The following is a 17,885-nucleotide window of genomic DNA, read 5'->3' as shown; positions in this document are numbered from 1 at the left end:
GGTCTAAAGTGGTTTCATAAAGTGGGCTTTTCCGTTTACCAGTGTTAAATCGGGTTTAGCATGTATTAAATCGAAGTTAACATGCGTTGGCAGATAATCAATACGCATTGGCCGGCTATAAACATAACTTATTCGGCTTTTAACCGGCACTAGCCGAAAAGCGTCTCGCTTTGTTCCAAGTTCAAGAACACCATATGAAAAGCCGTACGCTTCTGTTAACAGCTCCTTTAATTGAAAAAATGCATTTCGCCATTAGCGAAATGCATCCATCTATCATTGAATTCAAAAGAAGGTTCTTTTGTAAAACGAGCAAGGCAAATCCAGAATTCGCCTTGCTTGTGTGCTTTTATCGACAGCTTTCGATTAAGCTTCGTCTGTCTTCGAGCGAATGATGGAGATGGCCGGATCTCCGTCGAATACTTCCAGCAGCGAAGTGACGCGCTCTGATGAGACGGCTTCGATGCGGGCCAGGATTTCATCGTAGCTCGGATGTTTTCTCAACAGCAGCTCATTTTTGCCGTTGCGGTTCATGCGTGCGCTGGTGCTTTCGAGCCCAAGCATCACATTGCCTTTCAGCTGCTCTTTGGAATCCGTTACTTCTTCAGCTGTCGGGCCGTGTTTGCGGATTTCCTGGAGCTCTGTAATGATGACTTCCTGCAGCGCATCCATTTGCTCGTTTGACGTGCCGCCGTAGATTGCAAGCGTGCCGTGGTCAGAGTATGCGGAATGGTAGGAATAGACGGAATAGGCAAGGCCGCGTTCTTCCCGTATTTCCTGAAACAGGCGCGACGACATCGAGCCGCCGACAATATTATTCAGTACCGTAAAATTAAAAATATCTTTATCTGTGATCGACAAGCCGGGATAGCCCAAGCTCAGATGGCCTTGCTCGGTTTCTTTCGTTTTGAACGAATGGCCTGGCGTGAAAATCGGGAAACGGTAGTTTTTTTCAGTTTCCAGCCGGCGGAACGAACCGAAAAGCTTTTCGATCAAGCGGATCAATTCCGGCGTGATTTTTCCTGCGACCGAGATAACGGTGTTATCCGGTGTGTAATGGCGATCCATAAAATGCTGGATTTTTTCTTTCGTAAAACTTTTCAGCGTTATGCCTGTTCCGAGGATCGGCGCACCCATCGAATGGTGCGGGTACATGACGCGCCATAATTGTTCCTGGACATCGTCATCCGGCATGTCTTCAGTCATGCTGATTTCTTCGAGCACGACTTGCCGCTCTTTCTCAATTTCCACCACGTCCATTTTGGAATTGAAGAACATATCCGCAAGCACCGAGACCGCATGCTCTGCATGGTGGTCCAGGATTTTCGCATAATAGCATGTATATTCTTTTGAAGTATAAGCGTTGATATCTCCGCCTATGCGATCAAACTCTTTTGCGATGTCTTTAGCTGAGCGCGTTTCCGTCCCTTTAAAGAGCATATGCTCAATAAAATGCGTAATGCCGTTTTCTTCAGGGGATTCATCGCGTGAGCCGGCTTTGACAAACACACCGATTGCTACGGAGTGGAAATGCGGGATTGATTCGGAAACAATGCGAAGGCCGTTTCCGCAAGTATGGATAGTAACCATGAAAAAATTCCTCCTAATGCGAAAAAATTGCCAACCGGAGCTGGCAATTTCACTATTTTTTCTTATTCAGCTGCTTTTTCAGCCGCTTCTTTTTCTTCCTTCAAGACAATCTTGCGTGATAAATTCACACGGCCTTGGCGGTCGATTTCGACAACTTTCACTTTGATGACGTCATCCATTTTCAAGACATCTTCCACTTCTTTCGTCCGTGCTTCCTGGATTTCAGAAATGTGGAGAAGTCCGTCTTTGCCTGGGAACAATTCAACAAATGCACCGAATTTTTCAATTCGCTTCACTTTGCCTTCGTAATATTCCCCGACTTTCGCTTCGCGGACGATGTTTTCAATCATCGCTTTCGCTTTTGCGTTCATTTCTTCATTTACTGATGAAACGAAGATTGTGCCGTCCTGCTCTGTATCAATCTTAACGCCTGTTTCTTCGATGATTTTGTTGATGACTTTACCGCCAGGCCCGATTACATCGCGGATTTTATCCGGATTGATTTTGACCATGATGATTTTCGGCGCAAATTCAGAAAGATGGGTTTTCGGCTCAGAAATCGTCGCCAGCATAGATTCCAAAATGTGGATTCTGCCGACTTGCGCCTGAGATAAAGCTTCTTCAAGAATTTCGCGTGAAAGGCCATCGATTTTAATGTCCATTTGAAGTGCAGTGATGCCTTTAGCAGTTCCTGCAACTTTAAAGTCCATATCTCCAAGGTAATCTTCCATCCCTTGAATATCGGATAATACTGTATAGTTTTCGCCTTTTTTCACAAGTCCCATCGCAATTCCGGCTACAGGTGCAGTAATTGGCACGCCTGCATCCATCATCGCCAATGTAGAAGCACAGATGCTTGCCTGTGAAGTAGAGCCGTTCGATTCCAATACTTCCGCAACTAAGCGGATTGTGTACGGGAAGTCTTTTTCGCTTGGAAGAACCGCTTCAAGTGCGCGTTCCCCAAGAGCCCCGTGTCCGATTTCACGGCGGCCAGGGCCGCGCAGGAATCCAGTCTCACCGACTGAGAACAACGGGAAATTATAATGATGCATGAAACGCTTCGATTCATCGAGGCCAAGGCCGTCAATGATCTGAACGTCGCCCAGTGCACCAAGTGTACAGATGCTCATCGCTTGCGTCTGCCCGCGTGTGAACAAACCTGAACCGTGTGTGCGTTTCAATAAACCGATTTCAGAAGACAATGCGCGGATTTCAGAAGGCGCGCGGCCATCTGGGCGGATTTTTTCATCCGTGATCAAGCGGCGAACTTCATCTTTTACCATTTTATCTAAAATTTGACCAGCTTGTTTCTTCACTGCGTCATCAGAATCTGCATAAGTTTCCAAAACTCGTTCTTTGACTGCAGCAATCGCGTCATTGCGCTCCTGCTTTTCACTTACTTGGACAGCAGCGATTAAATCAGTTTCAACGGCCGATTTGATTTCTTCCATCAAGATCGGGTCCAATTCATACAATTGAATCGCCGTTTTCTCTTTGGCAACTTCAGCAGCAATCTCTTCCTGGAATGCGATCAATTTTTTGATTTCTTCGTGGCCGAACATGATTGCTTCCAAAATGACTTCTTCAGAAACTTCTTTCGCTCCTGCTTCCACCATGTTGATCGCATCTTTTGTTCCGGCAACAGTCAAGTTAATCGAGCTTTGTGCCAATTGGTCATTGGTCGGGTTGATGATGTATTCTCCGTCAACCATCCCAACGATAACACCAGCAATCGGCCCGCCAAAAGGAATATCCGAGATCATCAATGCCAATGAAGAACCGAACATTGCGGCCATTTCTGAAGGGCAATCCTGGTCAACAGACATGACCATAGAAATGACTTGGACTTCGTTGCGGAAGCCGTCTGGGAATAACGGACGGATCGGACGGTCGATTAAACGGCTGATAAGCGTCGCTTTTTCAGATGGACGCCCTTCGCGTTTGATGAAACCGCCAGGGATTTTGCCGACAGCGTATAAACGCTCTTCATAGTTGACAGTGAGCGGGAAGAAATCCAATGTCTTCGGCGTTTTTGAAGCAGTTGCAGTGGAAAGCACTGCTGTATCGCCGTAGCGGATTAATGCTGCTCCGTTTGCTTGTTTTGCTAATTGACCGACTTCGACCTGCAATGTGCGGCCAGCCCAATCGAATGTATAGACTTTTTTAGTTTGCTCCATAATCGAGCTCCTCTCTCTTACAATGTTTCATCCCCAGTCAAGCCGTGGTAAACGTGCTTTCTGAGTGAAATTCCTCTTTATGTATCTTCTAGTAGTGTATCAAAAAAGCATTCATCATGCGATTGAATGTTGAATTTTTTACGCATAAAGAAAAAGCGGGACGAATCCCGCTTTTTTCTGGTTGTTATTATCGGCGTAAGCCAAGTTTCGCGATCAAGTCACGGTAACCTTGTACATCGTTCTCGCGCAAGTATTTAAGCAAGTTACGACGGCGTCCTACCATTTTGAAAAGTCCACGGCGTGAGTGGTGATCTTTCTTGTGGGTACGCAAATGTTCGTTCAAGTTGTTGATGTCTTCTGTAAGAATGGCGATTTGAATATGTGCAGATCCAGTATCTGTATCGTGCACTTTGTATTCACTGATCAATTCATTTTTACGCTCTTGAGTGATTGCCATACTGTGTCCACCTCCTAATTTCTGATATCCCCAATTACTGAGCAAACGTTGGTGATTCGATTTGCCAAGCAATGGTTTGTACTGTTTCAGTACTAACAAATCATAGCATATGCCCCGTGCAAAATCAACAGTGTCGGTCAGCCTTGGGATTTAAAAAATTCAATTGCTGTTTCCTTGTCGCGCTGGATTTGGCTCTTCAGTTCTTCGATGCCCGAAAACTTCTGCTCGTCGCGGATGCGTGCATACCAGTCAACAAGGACCATTTCTCCGTAGATGTTCTTATCAAAATCCAAGATGTGGACTTCGACGCTGAGCCTTTTCTCATCGGGGTTATTGAATGTCGGTTTGAAGCCGACGTTGCAGACTCCATCGTAAACCGCACCTTGCACCCAGATTCGGACAGCATAGACGCCGCGCCCGGGTACGAATGTTCCGATTTCCTGTTCGACGTTGGCCGTCGGGAAACCGATGGTGCGTCCGCGCTTATCGCCATTGACTACCGTCCCGGATATGCGGAACGGCCGCCCGAGAAGCCGGCAAACTTCCCCGACTTCACCGGACTTCAACAAGCTGCGGATCCGCGTCGAACTGATTTTCTCTTCGCCGTCTTCCTGCTTCTTGATAATAGTGACACCAAACGCACCATCCGCCATTTCCTGCATCAATTCCATATTGCCTTGGCCTTTGCAGCCAAATGAATAATCGAATCCGGCAGTCACATGAACGACGCCCAGATCTTTGATAAAGTGCTGAACGAATTGTGCGGGAGTCAGCTGTGCAAAGTCGGAAGTGAAGCGGACGATAAAACAGATGTCGACGCCCATTTCACTCAGGATCTCCATCTTTTCCTGCATCGGCGTAATATAGAAGACTTCTTCTTTTCTGCCGCCGAGCACGAGTGAAGGATGTGGATCGAACGTCATGACAGCGGATTGGGCATGAAGCTTGTCAGCAACCTGGATCGCTTCGCCGATGACTTTTTGATGTCCCTTATGTACACCATCAAAAAAGCCGAGCGCCAGTGAAACAGCGCCAAGGTTTTCTGAAGGTTTTACGTGGTTCGGGTAGCTTAAATGGATTATTTTCATCTTACACCTCGTCGATTTCGGGAAATCCGAACATTTTTTCAGGCTTCATCTTATCCGCTTTTTCTGGATGGCGCTTATACAGCGCGACCGGTTGGCCATTGACCGTAAACACGAGAAATTCATGTTCACTCATCATCGGGTGGCGGTCCAGCACTTGGCCGTTCTTGATGCCGAACAGCAAATCTGCTTCAATCTCAGTTTCTGGGAAATCCCCCAAGCCGTAGCTTAACGGTTTCAGAATCGTGCCGATATCTCCATTTTGGGCAATTTCAGCCACTTGAGCAAGTGTAAAGCAATCCTCCGCTTTGAATTCCCCCGATTCCGTCCGCCTCAAATTCGACATGTGCGCTGGAAAGCCAAGCGCTTCCCCGATTTGAACCGCCAAGGTCCGGATATATGTGCCTTTGCCGCAGCGGATGAAAATGGAGAATTTCAATTCCTGGCCGCTCCATTCCTGTGCATCATCGAGCAATTCGATTGAATCAATGCGTACTTTGCGTTCTGGACGTTCTACAGGAATTCCCTGGCGCGCATACTCATAAAGCTTTTTGCCATTGACTTTCACTGCTGAAAACATCGGAGGGATTTGCGTAATTACACCCGTTAAACTTTGCAGCACAGCCAGCAGCTGTTCACGTGTCACCTTTTTCTCGCTGTCGTCCCTTTCGACAACCGCACCGCTCGCATCTTCCGTTTCAGTCGAATAGCCGATTGTCACTTCCGCTTCGTATGCTTTCCCTTGGTCTGTGATGTATTCCGCCACTTTTGTCGCGCGTCCGATGCAAATCGGCAGCACGCCGTCAACGTCCGGATCCAAAGTGCCGGTATGCCCCACTTTTTTGGTTTTCAAGATTTTTCTTAATTTAAATACACAATCATGCGAAGTCATGCCTTTTTCTTTCCATAAAGGGAGAACGCCGTTCAATTCCATCTTATCTCAGCTCCCAGCCATATTTTCTGACGCCGCTATTTGGCGGTTAATGCATCTTCCACAAAAAAAGCCTGCTGATCTAAGAAAATTAGACAGCAGGCTTCGGGTGGGATCATTGTTCTTCGTTCGGTTCTTTGATGTCACGCAATAGTGAATCGATCCGGTTCCCGTATGCTACAGAGGAGTCAATTTCAAACGACAATTCCGGCGTTTTGCGCAGCCGGATCCGCTGTCCGATTTCAGAACGGATAAAACCTTTTGACTTAGACAAGCCGAGCAAAGTTTGTTCTTTCGCTTTATCATCACCAAGCACGCTGATATAAACAGTCGCTTGCTGAAGATCGCCTGTAACTTCCACATCCGTCACGGTTACGAAACCGATGCGCGGATCTTTCAGCTTACGGCTGATAATGTCGCTAAGCTCTTTTTTCATTTGCTCGCCTACACGATTAGAGCGCATAGTCATTTTTACTTCACCTCGTTCTTACAAATATTCTTTATGGATTTCAAGGCATTCCCATGCTGGATTGCTTTCCAGAAAGTGCAGGACGCGCTCGATTTCTTTGTCCGCTGCATCTTTCGAAGAAGACACAGTGACAAATGCAAGGCGCGTTCGCTGCCAGACGTTCTGGTGATCAATTTCCGCACCGGAAACATTGAATTTCTGTCTTGAACGGGTCAGCATGCTTTTGACCACTGCCCGTTTTTCTTTTAACGAATGGGCTACTGGAATGAAGAATTCACATTCCATGTAGAGAATCATTTACGTTCGATTTCTTCCATGATGTAAGCTTCGATGATGTCCAGTTCTTTGACATCATTGAAGTTTTTGATCGTGATACCGCATTCGTAGCCTTTTGCAACTTCTTTTGCATCGTCTTTGAATCGTTTCAACGTGTCGATCTCGCCTTCGAACACGACGATGCCTTCACGGATGACGCGGACGCCGCTGTCGCGGGTGATTTTGCCTTCGATTACATAGCTTCCGGCAATTGTGCCGACTTTAGAGACTTTGAATGTGCTGCGCACTTCGGCTTGGCCGATGATTTTCTCTTCGAATTCAGGGTCCAATAACCCTTTCATTGCAAATTCGATTTCTTCGATTACTTTATAAATGATGCGGTGCAGGCGGATATCTACGCCTTCTGCTTCTGCAGCACGTTTTGCGTTGATGTCAGGGCGTACGTTAAAGCCGATGACAATTGCATTTGATGCTGCTGCAAGAGCAACGTCTGATTCCGTAATGGCGCCTGCGCCCGTGTGGATGATTTTAACATTGACGCCTTCAACATCGATTTTCATCAATGAAGCAGCCATCGCTTCAACCGAACCTTGTACGTCAGCTTTGACGATCAAGTTCAATTCTTTCATTTCGCCTTGCTTCAACTGGTCGAATAAGTTATCGAGCGTGACGCGTGTTTTCTCAGAACGCTGTACTTGAAGCGCTGAAGTCGCACGAGTTTCACCGACTTGGCGCGCAGTTTTTTCGTCTTCAAAGACGACGAAACGGTCGCCCGCTTGCGGCACATCGTTCAACCCTGTAATTTCAACTGGTGTAGATGGGCCTGCATCTTTAACGCGGCGTCCAAGGTCATTGACCATTGCACGGACGCGTCCGTAAGTGTTGCCGACAACGATTGGATCTCCAACGTTGAGTGTGCCATCTTGCACAAGCAATGTAGCAACCGAACCGCGGCCTTTATCAAGCTCTGCTTCGATTACAGTACCGATTGCACGGCGGGCAGGATTCGCTTTCAATTCCCCGACTTCCGAAACAAGTAAGATCATTTCTAGAAGCGAGTCGATGCCTTCGCCTTTAAGGGCAGAAATCGGAACGAAAATCGTTTCGCCGCCCCATGCTTCAGGTACAAGTCCATGCTCAGTCAATTCTTGCATCACGCGATCAGGGTTTGCGCTTGGCTTATCCATTTTGTTGACCGCAATAATGATTGGAACTTCTGCAGCTTTCGCATGGTTGATCGCTTCTACTGTCTGAGGCATAACGCCGTCATCAGCAGCTACGACGATAATGGCAATATCCGTCACTTTTGCTCCGCGTGCGCGCATCGTTGTAAACGCTGCGTGTCCAGGAGTATCAAGGAACGTGATTTTTTTGCCATTGTCAACAACCTGGTATGCGCCGATATGCTGCGTGATTCCACCAGCTTCGCCTGCAGTCACTTTCGTGTTGCGGATCGAATCCAGCAAAGTTGTTTTACCATGGTCAACGTGTCCCATGATTGTAACAACTGGTGGACGCTCTTGTTGAAGCGCTTCGTCTTCAGGCTCGAAGTAAACTTCAAGGTCGGATTTATCAACCAAGATTTCTTCTTCAACTTCCACTTCATACTCAGCACAGATCAATTCGATTGCATCTTTATCAAGCTCTTGGTTAATGGTAGCCATTACGCCGAGCATGAATAATTTTTTGATGATTTCAGACGGCTCGCGCCCTAATTTTTTCGCCAATTCGCCAACAGTCAATGACTCGCTGAACGTAATTTTAGCTGGCAATTCTTTTTCTCTTTTCGGCATCGGCGGCAGTGGGTTTACCGGCTGCTGCTGATTTTTGCCTTTGCGGTTGCGGTTTTGTCCGCCGCGCCCTGGACCGCCGCTGCCTGGACGGTTATTGCGTTGTCCCGGGCCTGCTGTCGGTTTAGCCGCTTTCGGTGTAAAGTTGGAGCCTTTTGCCGGAGCTGCAGAAGAGCGGCTCTGGCCTCCTTGTCCACCAGTTTGTGGACGTGATTGGCCTTGTCCTTGTGGACGTGATTGGCCTTGTCCTTGTGGACGTGATTGCCCGCCGCTTTGCGGACGTGACTGGCCTTGGCCTTGCGGACGTGATTGCCCGCCGCTTTGTGGACGTGACTGGCTTTGGCCCTGCGGACGTGATTGAGTTTGGCCTTGTGGGCGTGATTGCCCGCCAGTTTGCGGACGGCTTTGTGTTTGTGGACGCTGCCCTTGTGCAGAATTTTTATAAATGCCGTCTAATTTTGTTACAGCATTGTCTTCCAATGTTGCCATATGGTTGGCAACCTCAATATTCAGCTTAGATAACTGCTGAATGATTTCTTTGCTTGGCTTATCTACTTTTTTAGCGTACTCGTGTACTCGAATTTTGGTCATCTGCTCACCCCCGGTTATTTTCATCGATCAAGTTCTTGATTTTCTTCGCAAAACCAGCATCAGTTATCGCTACGGTTACGCGCTCTGCCTTGCCGATTGCATGCCCCAATTCGAAACGCGTTCCGAATACCTCGAGGTCGACATTATAAGATTTGCATTTATCATGCAATTTTTTATTTGTATTTTTTGAAGCGTCTTCGGACAAGAGGACCAATTCCACATTTCCTTTGCGCACTTCATTTACTGTCATTTCTTCCCCGGTTATCGTCATGCGAGCGCGGGTAGCCAATCCCAGTAATTGTAGGATTTTATCTTTATTCACTATTGCTTCAACTGCTCTCTTTGGACAACGCGAATCAATTCGTCGTAAATTTCAGCAGGCACTTTCGTTTCCAGCTGATTGTCCAATACTTTCTTTTTGCGTGCAATTTCAATAGCCGATTCCGACTTTGAAACATAGGCGCCGCGACCCGATTTCTTGCCGGTCAAATCGACAAAAACTTCGCCTTCTTTGTTCCGCACAATCCGGATCATTTCTTTTTTAGGATGCATCTCGCCTGTAGCCACACACTTCCGTAATGGAATTTTCTTTTGCAGAGCCAACGGACATCACCTTTTCCTGATTATTCTTTTTCACCGTAAAAATCGAAATCTTCAAGGTCTTCATCCGACTCGACTTTTTCAATCGATGCGTTTTCGTTAGGGTAGATGCCCATTTCACGCGCATCCGTCTCACTCTTGATATCGATTTTCCAGCCAGTCAACTTCGCTGCTAAGCGTGCATTCTGGCCCCGTTTGCCGATTGCCAATGACAATTGGTAATCCGGTACGACAACAGTCGTCGATTTTTCGTCATCATTGACTTGGACATCGAGAACTTTAGAAGGGCTCAATGCATTTGCTACAAAAATCACTGGTTCTTCAGACCACTCAACGATATCGATTTTTTCACCGCTTAACTCGTTGACGATTGTCTGTACTCGAGCACCTTTCGCTCCGACGCATGATCCAACTGGATCGATGTCATCCCGGTGTGCCACAACAGAAATCTTCGAACGGTCTCCTGCTTCGCGTGCAATCGATTTGATTTCGACAATTCCTTCATAGATTTCAGGAACTTCATTTTCAAAAAGCCGGCGCAATAATCCCGGATGTGTCCGCGATACAAATACTTGCGGTCCGCGTGTGGTGCGCTCAACTTTCGTAATATAAACTTTGATGCGGTCATGCGGCTGGTAAGATTCGTTCGGCATTTGCTCAGTCTGCGGCAGTACCGCTTCTACTTTGCCCAAGCCGACATACAGATTGCGTGCATCCATGCGTTCTACGATGCCATTGACGATGTCGTCCGCACGATCGACGAACTCTTCGAAAATCAAGCCGCGTTCAGCTTCGCGTACACGCTGTGTCACAACTTGCTTAGCCGTCTGAGCAGCGATACGCCCAAAATTGCGCGGCGTCACTTCTTCTTCGACAATATCACCCAATTCGTAAGCTGGGTTAATCGCTTTAGCGTCTTCAAGTGAGATATGCAGGAACTCATTTTCCACTTCTTCGACAACATCTTTGCGGGAATAAACCAGCATTGTGCCAGTACCCAAATTCAAGTCAACGCGCACATTCTGTGCTTGGTTGAAATTGCGTTTATACGCAGTGACCAAAGCAGCTTCGATCGCTTCAATCAACACATCTCTAGAAATACCTTTTTGCTTTTCCAATGCATCCAATGCATCTAATAACTCGTTACCCATTATTTTATCACTCCCACGTTCTTCAATCAGGTTTTACAGAAAAATCAATGGCCAAACGGATGACTGCAATTTTCTTGCGGTCGAAAGTGGCTGTTTTTCTGCGTGTTTTGATTTTGATTTCAATTTGTACTTCATCTTCAGTAAACGACTGCAAATAGCCTTCGAATTCCTTTGCACCATCGATTTGCTCATAGGTTTTGATGTAAACAAGCTTGCCGATTGCCTTTTCAAAGTCCTTTTCTTTTTTCAACGGGCGTTCAGCGCCTGGCGAAGAAACTTCAAGGAAATAATTCTGTTCGATCGGATCAAGCTCATCTAAAATTTCGCTAAGCTTTTCACTCACTAATGCACATTGTTCAATGTCGATCGGTGCTGCTGGATTATCCACATACACGCGAAGGAAATAATTGCGCCCTTCTTTGACAAACTCCACATCAACAAGTTCAAGGTTCAATTCTTCGGTGATGGGCATTGCGATTTGTTCGATTTGTTCAGTAATTTTACTCATACATGCCTCCCGACAATTTTATGCCATAACAACAGAAAAGAGCGGGAGAACCCACTCTTTCGTGACAGAGCTATTCATAAATGTTACTACAATAATACCATAAAGCCTGGTGCTGTGCAACCTGCTAGAACAGGGACAGCTGATTGGCGTCCGGCATTCCTTCAAGGCAGCCATGGTCATCCATGTATTCGATGATCGTCTTCGAAACGCGTCCGCGCTGCTGAAGATCTTCTTTCGACAAGAACGTCCCGAGTCCGCGCGCAGCAACAATCGATTTCGCTGCATTCGTCCCAAGGCCCGGAATAGCATTGAACGGAGGAATCAGACTGGTGCCTTCGATGATAAACTCGTCAGCGGACGATTTATACAAATCGACCTTTTGGAATGTAAAGCCGCGCTCCACCATTTCAAGCGCCAATTCCATGACCGTCATCAAGTTCTTTTCTTTTGTTGAAGCTTCCAGCCCTTTGGAATTGAGTTCATCCAATTTGGCGCGGATCGACGAGGAACCTTTTGCCATTGCATTGACATCGAAATCCTCAGCACGCACCGTGAAATATGCTGCGTAATAAAGAATCGGGAAATGCACTTTGAAATAAGCGATGCGGACAGCCATTAATACATAGGCTGCAGCGTGGGCTTTCGGGAACATGTACTTGATCTTTTTGCACGATTCAATGTACCAATTCGGAACCCCTTCTTTTTTCATCGCTTCTTCCATTTCAGGCGTAAGGCCTTTCCCTTTTCGTACGGACTCCATGATTTTAAATGCCAATGAAGATTCAAGTCCCTGATAAATCAAGTAGACCATGATATCATCCCGGCAGCCGATAACATCCGACAGCTGGCATGTGCCATTTTGGATGAGTTCCTGGGCATTGCTCAGCCATACGTCAGTGCCGTGGGACAATCCGGAAATCTGGACCAGTTCCGAGAATGTCGTCGGTTTTGTTTCTTCGAGCATCTGGCGCACAAAACGCGTCCCGAATTCCGGGATGCCGTATGTTCCTGTTTTACAGCCAATCTGTTTTTCAGAGACGCCAAGTGAATCTACACTGGAAAAGATTTTCATGACTTCCGGATCGTCGGTCGGGATCGTTTTCGGATCGATTCCCGACAAATCCTGCAGCATCCGGATGACCGTCGGATCATCGTGTCCGAGAATATCCAGTTTCAGCAGATTGTCATGGATCGAATGGAAGTCGAAATGCGTCGTTTTCCATTCTGAATCCTGGGCGTCCGCCGGAAATTGGATTGGCGAGAAGTCGTAGATGTCCATGTAATCAGGTACAACGATAATACCGCCGGGATGCTGGCCAGTGCTGCGTTTGACGCCTGAACAACCTTGCACCAAACGGTCGATTTCCGCTCCGCGAAGCGTCATCTCCCGGTCGTTGGCGTAGCCCCGGACATAGCCGTAAGCGGTTTTCTCGGCAACCGTACCGATTGTCCCCGCACGGAATACATTGTCTTCGCCGAATAATTCTTTCGTGTAGTTATGGGCTCTGGATTGATAGTCGCCGCTGAAGTTCAAATCGATATCGGGAACTTTATCCCCTTTAAAGCCAAGGAACGTTTCAAACGGAATATCCTGGCCTTCTTTTTGGAACGGAATGCCGCAATCCGGACATTCCTTATCAGGCAAATCAAAACCGGAGCCGACCGAACCGTCATCAAAGAACTCGGATGTTTTGCATTTCCGGCAGATGTAATGAGGCGGCAGAGGATTGACTTCCGTGATTTCGGTGAGTGTTGCAACCAACGATGAACCGACCGATCCCCGAGACCCTACCAAATAGCCGTCATCCAAGGACCGTTTAACCAGCTTATGGGAGATCAAATAAATGACCGCAAAACCGTGGCCGATGATGGACTTCAATTCTTTTTCGATGCGAGCTTCAACGATTTCCGGAAGCGTCGGGCCGTAAATCTGATGGGCCATGGAATAACTCAATTCCCTGACTTCTTCGTCTGCGCCTTCAATTTTCGGCGTATACAACTCATCTTTGATTGGTTTGACCGTGTCGATCATATCCGCGATTTTATTCGAATTCGCTACGACAAGTTCATACGCTGTTTCTTCGCCTAAAAAGTCGAACGCTTCAAGCATTTCATTGGTGGTGCGGAAATGGACTTTCGGCAGTTTGTGGCGATTTAACGGATTCGCTCCGCCTTGTGACCCGATCAATACCTGGCGGAAAATGGCATCTGTTTCATCCAAGTAATGGACGTTGCCTGTCGCCACCAATGGGATTTCCAATTTGCGGCTGACTTTCACCAATTTTCGGATTACATCTTCCAAGTTCCATTCATCGCGGATCAATTCCCGTTCGATTAAATGGGAATAGACTTCTTTTGGATGGACTTCGAGATAATCATAAAATTTAGCTGTTTGTTCAACTTCTTCCATCGACTTTTGCATAACTGCTTCGAAAACTTCGCCTTTATCGCAGCCTGAGCCGACAAGCAAGCCTTTGCGGTGGCGCTGCAGCAATGAACGCGGGATGCGCGGCACACGGTAGAAATAATCGATATGCGATGCAGAAACCAGCTTGAACAGATTTTTCAAGCCTTCGTCATTCTGGGCAAGCAATGTGCAATGCGTCGGTCTTGCGCGTTTGTAAGCGTCGTTGCTGCCTACGTAATCATTCAACTGGTCATGGTAAAGAATGCCTTTCTGGTGCGCTTCTTTCAATAAATGCGTCAAAAGATAAGACGTCGCCTCAGTATCGTAGATTGCCCGGTGATGCTGGGTCAACTCGATGCCGAATTTCTTCGCCAATGTATTGAGGCGATGGCTTTTCAGTTCTGGATGAAGCATACGCGCAAGTTCCAGCGTATCGATCGTCGCATGCTTTTTGTCGATGCCGTATTTTTTATAGCAGACGTACAGGAAGCCCATATCAAAAGCTGCATTATGCGCCACCATGATGTGGTCCCCTGCCCATTCGTGGTATTTGCGGATGACTTCTTCGACTTCCGGCGCGTTTTTCACCATATCGTCGGTAATGCCAGTCAAATCAATCGTCGTCGCTGATAGTTCATGGTGTGGATTTGCAAAGCTTTCGAACTTATCAATGATGTTGCCGCCTTTAATCTTCACAGCTGCAAGTTCGATGATTGTGTCGTAAACAGCAGACAGCCCCGTCGTCTCCAAATCGAATACGACGAATGTCTCTTCTTCAAGCAAGGCATGGCGCTCTTCGTATGCGATTGGCACTCCGTCATCGACGAGGTTCGCTTCTAATCCGAAGATGGCCTTGATGCCATGTTTTTTGCTGGCCGCATAGGCATCCGGAAATGATTGCACACCGGCATGGTCCGTGATAGCGATTGCTGGGTGGCCCCATTTCGCCGCTTGAGCGACAAGCGAGTCTACAGAAGACACCGCATCCATCGCACTCATTGGTGTATGTAGATGCAGCTCAGACCGTTTGTCAGTTGCTGTGTCCAAACGCCTTACAGGATTGATTTCCACCATATCCTGAGCCATCATGACCAAATCACGCACAAAAGTGTCCGTTTGGATTGACCCGCGTGCTTTCAGCCACATGCCTTTTTGGACATTTGCCATCAGCTCCGCGTCTTCTTTGTCACGCGAGAACATTTTCACCAGAATCGAATCAGTGTAGTCGGTGATTTTCACCGTCAACAAGGAACGGCCGCTTCGCAGTTCGCGCACTTCCACATCGAATACAAAGCCTTCAATAGTGATCCGGCGTTCTTCGTCGACAATGGACTTGATCTCGGCAATCGGCTCATCCGGTTTGATATTGACGCCCATTTGGAATGGTCCGGAATGGCCGCCGTTTTCTTTGCGGTCGGTATCGCGTTTTTTCATATCGGCTACAGCTTTCTTCGCCATTTCTTCCTCTTCCGCTAAACGTTCCTGCATGAAGGCTTCATGGGCCGCCTGCGCTTCGTTGTTTTCTTCAGAAAGATGGAAGTCCACGACAAGCCGTGAAAAGCCGAATTGCTGATATGCTGCTGCGAGTTTATCGCTGTATTTGGATTTCAGCGCCATCATTTCATGCTCTCGGCTGCATTTGACCATCAGCTTTTGGCCATTCCATTCCGGCGCTTGTTTGATAAGCTGTTCCCGCAATGGGGGCGCCATATCCGAAAACTCTTCCACGACGTATTTCCAATATTCCATAACCAAGTTTTCATCCGCCGAAGCCGCGTCACTCTGAATTTGCAATTGGACTGTCGCAATAGAAGAGAAGTTCGCGTACAGCCGTTCTTTCAGCAATAAATATAATTTCAAGGGCAAGGTCTGTTTTACTTTAATCATAAAACGCCAAGTCCGTTCTTTTTTATGGACTGTCATCCGAGTCAGTTCTGCCGCTTCGAAATAAGGCATATGCACATCGTCTGTTAAATCGAGATGCTGAAGAAGCAGATTAAACCGCATCTTTGGATCTTGCTGATTTGTCATAACTATCCCCTTTGTAACAGTATTATAAATTGAAAAAAATAAAGGAAAGTACAAGTTGTACTTTCCTTTAATCATATCAGATTATCCGCTTATTTCTTAAAGAATTGCTGCAAATGGTCGAGCAATTCTTCGCGTTTCCACTCGAATGTCTCTCCCGTACGGCGATACTTCACTTCAAGAATGCCTTCTGAAGCCTTTTTACCGACTGTAATGCGGACAGGCAAACCGATCAAATCCGCATCTGCGAATTTGACGCCCACGCGCTCAATGCGGTCATCAAGCAACACTTCATAGCGGTACGACTTCAATAATTTATAAAGGTCTTCGCCCAGCTCGCGCTGAGTTTCGTCTTTCATGTTAACCGGTACAATATGAATTTCATAAGGTGCAATCACATCCGGCCAAGTAAAGCCGTTGTCGTCCTGGAATTGTTCAGCAACTGCAGCCATTACCCGTGAAACGCCGATACCGTAGCATCCCATAATATAAGGCATCGCACGGCCCTGGTCATTCAGGAATGTCGCTTTCATCGGCTCACTATAAGTGGTGCCAAGCTTGAAGATGTGGCCAACTTCAATGCCTTTTGCGAATTTGATGACTCCTTCACCGTCCGGCGAAGCGTCTCCTTCTTGGATGAAGCGCAAGTCGGCAAACGTGTCGATTGAGAAATCTTTTTCTGGCGTCGCGTTAATGAAATGGAAGCCGGCTTCGTTCGCGCCAGTTACGCCATTAACAATGGATTTGACGCCATTGTCCGCATAAACGCGGATCGGCGATTTCAGTTTGACCGGACCAAGAGATCCGATTTCACAGCCCAATTGCTCCAACACTTCTTCAGGAGTTGCCATTTCCACTATTTTCGCGCCAGTTGCATGCTTCACTTTGACGTCATTGATTTCGTGGTCGCCGCGGGATAAGACGATCACAAAATCCTCATCCGTTTTGAAAACCAAGGTCTTGATGCATTGCTCTGGAGATACGTTCAAATAGTCCGCTACCTCGGCAATTGTCTTTTGGTTTGGAGTTGCCACTTTTTCGATTTCTTTTTCGGCTTCGTTTGAAACCGGATACTCGACATTCACTGCCGCCATTTCGATATTGGCTGCATAGTTTGACTGGTCGGAATAGGCGATCGTGTCTTCACCGATGTCAGACAGCACCATGAACTCGTGGTTGTCTTTTCCGCCGATTGCACCTGAATCTGCAATTACCGCACGGAAATTTAAGCCCAACCGCGTAAAGATGTTCGTGTAGGCCTGCATCATATCATTGTATGTGTCGTCTAAGCTTTCTGTAGTCGCATGGAAAGAATAAGCATCTTTCATCAAAAATTCACGGCCGCGCAGCAAACCGAAGCGTGGGCGTTTTTCGTCACGGAATTTCGATTGGATCTGGAATAAATTCAACGGCAATTTCTTATAAGATTTGATTTCGTCGCGCAAAAGGCTCGTAATGACTTCTTCATGCGTTGCGCCGAGTGCAAATGCGCGGTTGTTGCGGTCCGTCAGCCTCATCAGCTCGTTGCCATATGAATACCAGCGGCCGGTTTCCATCCAAAGTTCTGCTTGCTGCAAGGCAGGAAGGAATACTTCCACACTGTTGACAGCTTCCATTTCTTCACGGATGACATTCTCCACTTTTTGCAATGTGCGTTTGCCCAGCGGCAGGAACGAATAAATGCCGCTCGTGTTCTGGCGGATGAATCCTGCACGCAATAATAGCTGATGGGACTTTACGTCCGCATCAGCCGGTGTTTCTCTTAATGTTGGGATAAAAGTTGCTGTTTGTTTCATTCCAAAATACACCTCAACTGACTGGTTAATTT

Annotated in this window: 14 protein-coding genes; all 14 read right to left on the bottom strand. The window is 47.1% G+C overall.

Features of this window, described 5'->3' with window-relative positions; genetic code table 11:
- Positions 1–363 precede the first annotated feature (363 nt).
- Complete coding sequence (locus tag QMA09_RS03990) at positions 364–1,587, bottom strand: M16 family metallopeptidase (RefSeq protein WP_290212087.1); 1,224 nt, start codon at positions 1,585–1,587, stop codon at positions 364–366.
- 62 nt (positions 1,588–1,649) lie between these two features.
- Complete coding sequence (gene pnp, locus QMA09_RS03985) at positions 1,650–3,764, bottom strand: polyribonucleotide nucleotidyltransferase (RefSeq protein WP_290212086.1); 2,115 nt, start codon at positions 3,762–3,764, stop codon at positions 1,650–1,652.
- A 187-nt stretch (positions 3,765–3,951) separates the two neighbouring features.
- Entirely contained in the window at positions 3,952–4,221 is a 270-nt protein-coding gene (gene rpsO, locus QMA09_RS03980) for a 30S ribosomal protein S15 (RefSeq protein WP_135505245.1), read from the bottom strand.
- Positions 4,222–4,358: 137 nt separating this feature from the next.
- On the bottom strand, positions 4,359–5,309 hold the full coding sequence (locus tag QMA09_RS03975; RefSeq protein ID WP_290212085.1) for a bifunctional riboflavin kinase/FAD synthetase: 951 nt from the start codon (positions 5,307–5,309) through the stop codon (positions 4,359–4,361).
- A gap of 1 nt (position 5,310) precedes the next feature.
- Positions 5,311–6,240 (bottom strand): tRNA pseudouridine(55) synthase TruB, encoded by a 930-nt coding sequence (gene truB / locus QMA09_RS03970; RefSeq protein ID WP_290212084.1) that lies wholly within the window; start codon positions 6,238–6,240, stop codon positions 5,311–5,313.
- Between the two features lie 112 nt (positions 6,241–6,352).
- On the bottom strand, positions 6,353–6,706 hold the full coding sequence (gene rbfA / locus QMA09_RS03965; protein ID WP_135505238.1) for a 30S ribosome-binding factor RbfA: 354 nt from the start codon (positions 6,704–6,706) through the stop codon (positions 6,353–6,355).
- Positions 6,707–6,724: 18 nt separating this feature from the next.
- The gene (locus tag QMA09_RS03960; RefSeq protein WP_135505236.1) at positions 6,725–7,003 is read right to left on the bottom strand and encodes a DUF503 domain-containing protein; all 279 of its coding nucleotides are present in this window, start codon (positions 7,001–7,003) and stop codon (positions 6,725–6,727) included.
- Positions 7,000–9,363: a translation initiation factor IF-2 gene (infB, locus tag QMA09_RS03955; protein ID WP_290212083.1), complete on the bottom strand. Its 2,364-nt coding sequence runs from the start codon at positions 9,361–9,363 to the stop codon at positions 7,000–7,002. Before infB ends, QMA09_RS03960 begins: the two co-directional genes overlap by 4 nt.
- 4 nt (positions 9,364–9,367) lie before the next feature.
- Complete coding sequence (locus QMA09_RS03950; protein ID WP_135503861.1) at positions 9,368–9,685, bottom strand: YlxQ family RNA-binding protein; 318 nt, start codon at positions 9,683–9,685, stop codon at positions 9,368–9,370.
- A complete protein-coding gene (gene rnpM / locus QMA09_RS03945; protein ID WP_135503859.1) occupies positions 9,685–9,966 on the bottom strand; it encodes an RNase P modulator RnpM in 282 nt (93 codons plus the stop codon). Before rnpM ends, QMA09_RS03950 begins: the two co-directional genes overlap by 1 nt.
- 20 nt (positions 9,967–9,986) lie before the next feature.
- The gene (nusA, locus tag QMA09_RS03940; RefSeq protein ID WP_290212082.1) at positions 9,987–11,114 is read right to left on the bottom strand and encodes a transcription termination factor NusA; all 1,128 of its coding nucleotides are present in this window, start codon (positions 11,112–11,114) and stop codon (positions 9,987–9,989) included.
- Between the two features lie 22 nt (positions 11,115–11,136).
- Positions 11,137–11,622: a ribosome maturation factor RimP gene (gene rimP, locus QMA09_RS03935; RefSeq protein ID WP_135503855.1), complete on the bottom strand. Its 486-nt coding sequence runs from the start codon at positions 11,620–11,622 to the stop codon at positions 11,137–11,139.
- A 124-nt stretch (positions 11,623–11,746) separates the two neighbouring features.
- Complete coding sequence (locus QMA09_RS03930; protein WP_290212081.1) at positions 11,747–16,060, bottom strand: PolC-type DNA polymerase III; 4,314 nt, start codon at positions 16,058–16,060, stop codon at positions 11,747–11,749.
- Between the two features lie 89 nt (positions 16,061–16,149).
- Complete coding sequence (locus QMA09_RS03925; protein ID WP_290212080.1) at positions 16,150–17,853, bottom strand: proline--tRNA ligase; 1,704 nt, start codon at positions 17,851–17,853, stop codon at positions 16,150–16,152.
- Positions 17,854–17,885 lie beyond the last annotated feature (32 nt).

This window comes from Planococcus sp. APC 3906 (genome assembly GCF_030407685.1).
Lineage (GTDB): Bacteria > Bacillota > Bacilli > Bacillales_A > Planococcaceae > Planococcus > Planococcus koreensis.
This window is presented reverse-complemented; position numbering and strand designations above follow the sequence as displayed.

Coding starts and splice junctions, on each gene's coding strand:
- QMA09_RS03990 (WP_290212087.1), bottom strand. CDS start 1,587: ATGGTTACTATCCATACTTGCGGAAACGGCCTTCGCATTGTTTCCGAA.
- pnp (WP_290212086.1), bottom strand. CDS start 3,764: ATGGAGCAAACTAAAAAAGTCTATACATTCGATTGGGCTGGCCGCACA.
- rpsO (WP_135505245.1), bottom strand. CDS start 4,221: ATGGCAATCACTCAAGAGCGTAAAAATGAATTGATCAGTGAATACAAA.
- QMA09_RS03975 (WP_290212085.1), bottom strand. CDS start 5,309: ATGAAAATAATCCATTTAAGCTACCCGAACCACGTAAAACCTTCAGAA.
- truB (WP_290212084.1), bottom strand. CDS start 6,240: ATGGAATTGAACGGCGTTCTCCCTTTATGGAAAGAAAAAGGCATGACT.
- rbfA (WP_135505238.1), bottom strand. CDS start 6,706: ATGACTATGCGCTCTAATCGTGTAGGCGAGCAAATGAAAAAAGAGCTT.
- QMA09_RS03960 (WP_135505236.1), bottom strand. CDS start 7,003: ATGATTCTCTACATGGAATGTGAATTCTTCATTCCAGTAGCCCATTCG.
- infB (WP_290212083.1), bottom strand. CDS start 9,363: ATGACCAAAATTCGAGTACACGAGTACGCTAAAAAAGTAGATAAGCCA.
- nusA (WP_290212082.1), bottom strand. CDS start 11,114: ATGGGTAACGAGTTATTAGATGCATTGGATGCATTGGAAAAGCAAAAA.
- rimP (WP_135503855.1), bottom strand. CDS start 11,622: ATGAGTAAAATTACTGAACAAATCGAACAAATCGCAATGCCCATCACC.
- QMA09_RS03930 (WP_290212081.1), bottom strand. CDS start 16,060: ATGACAAATCAGCAAGATCCAAAGATGCGGTTTAATCTGCTTCTTCAG.
- QMA09_RS03925 (WP_290212080.1), bottom strand. CDS start 17,853: ATGAAACAAACAGCAACTTTTATCCCAACATTAAGAGAAACACCGGCT.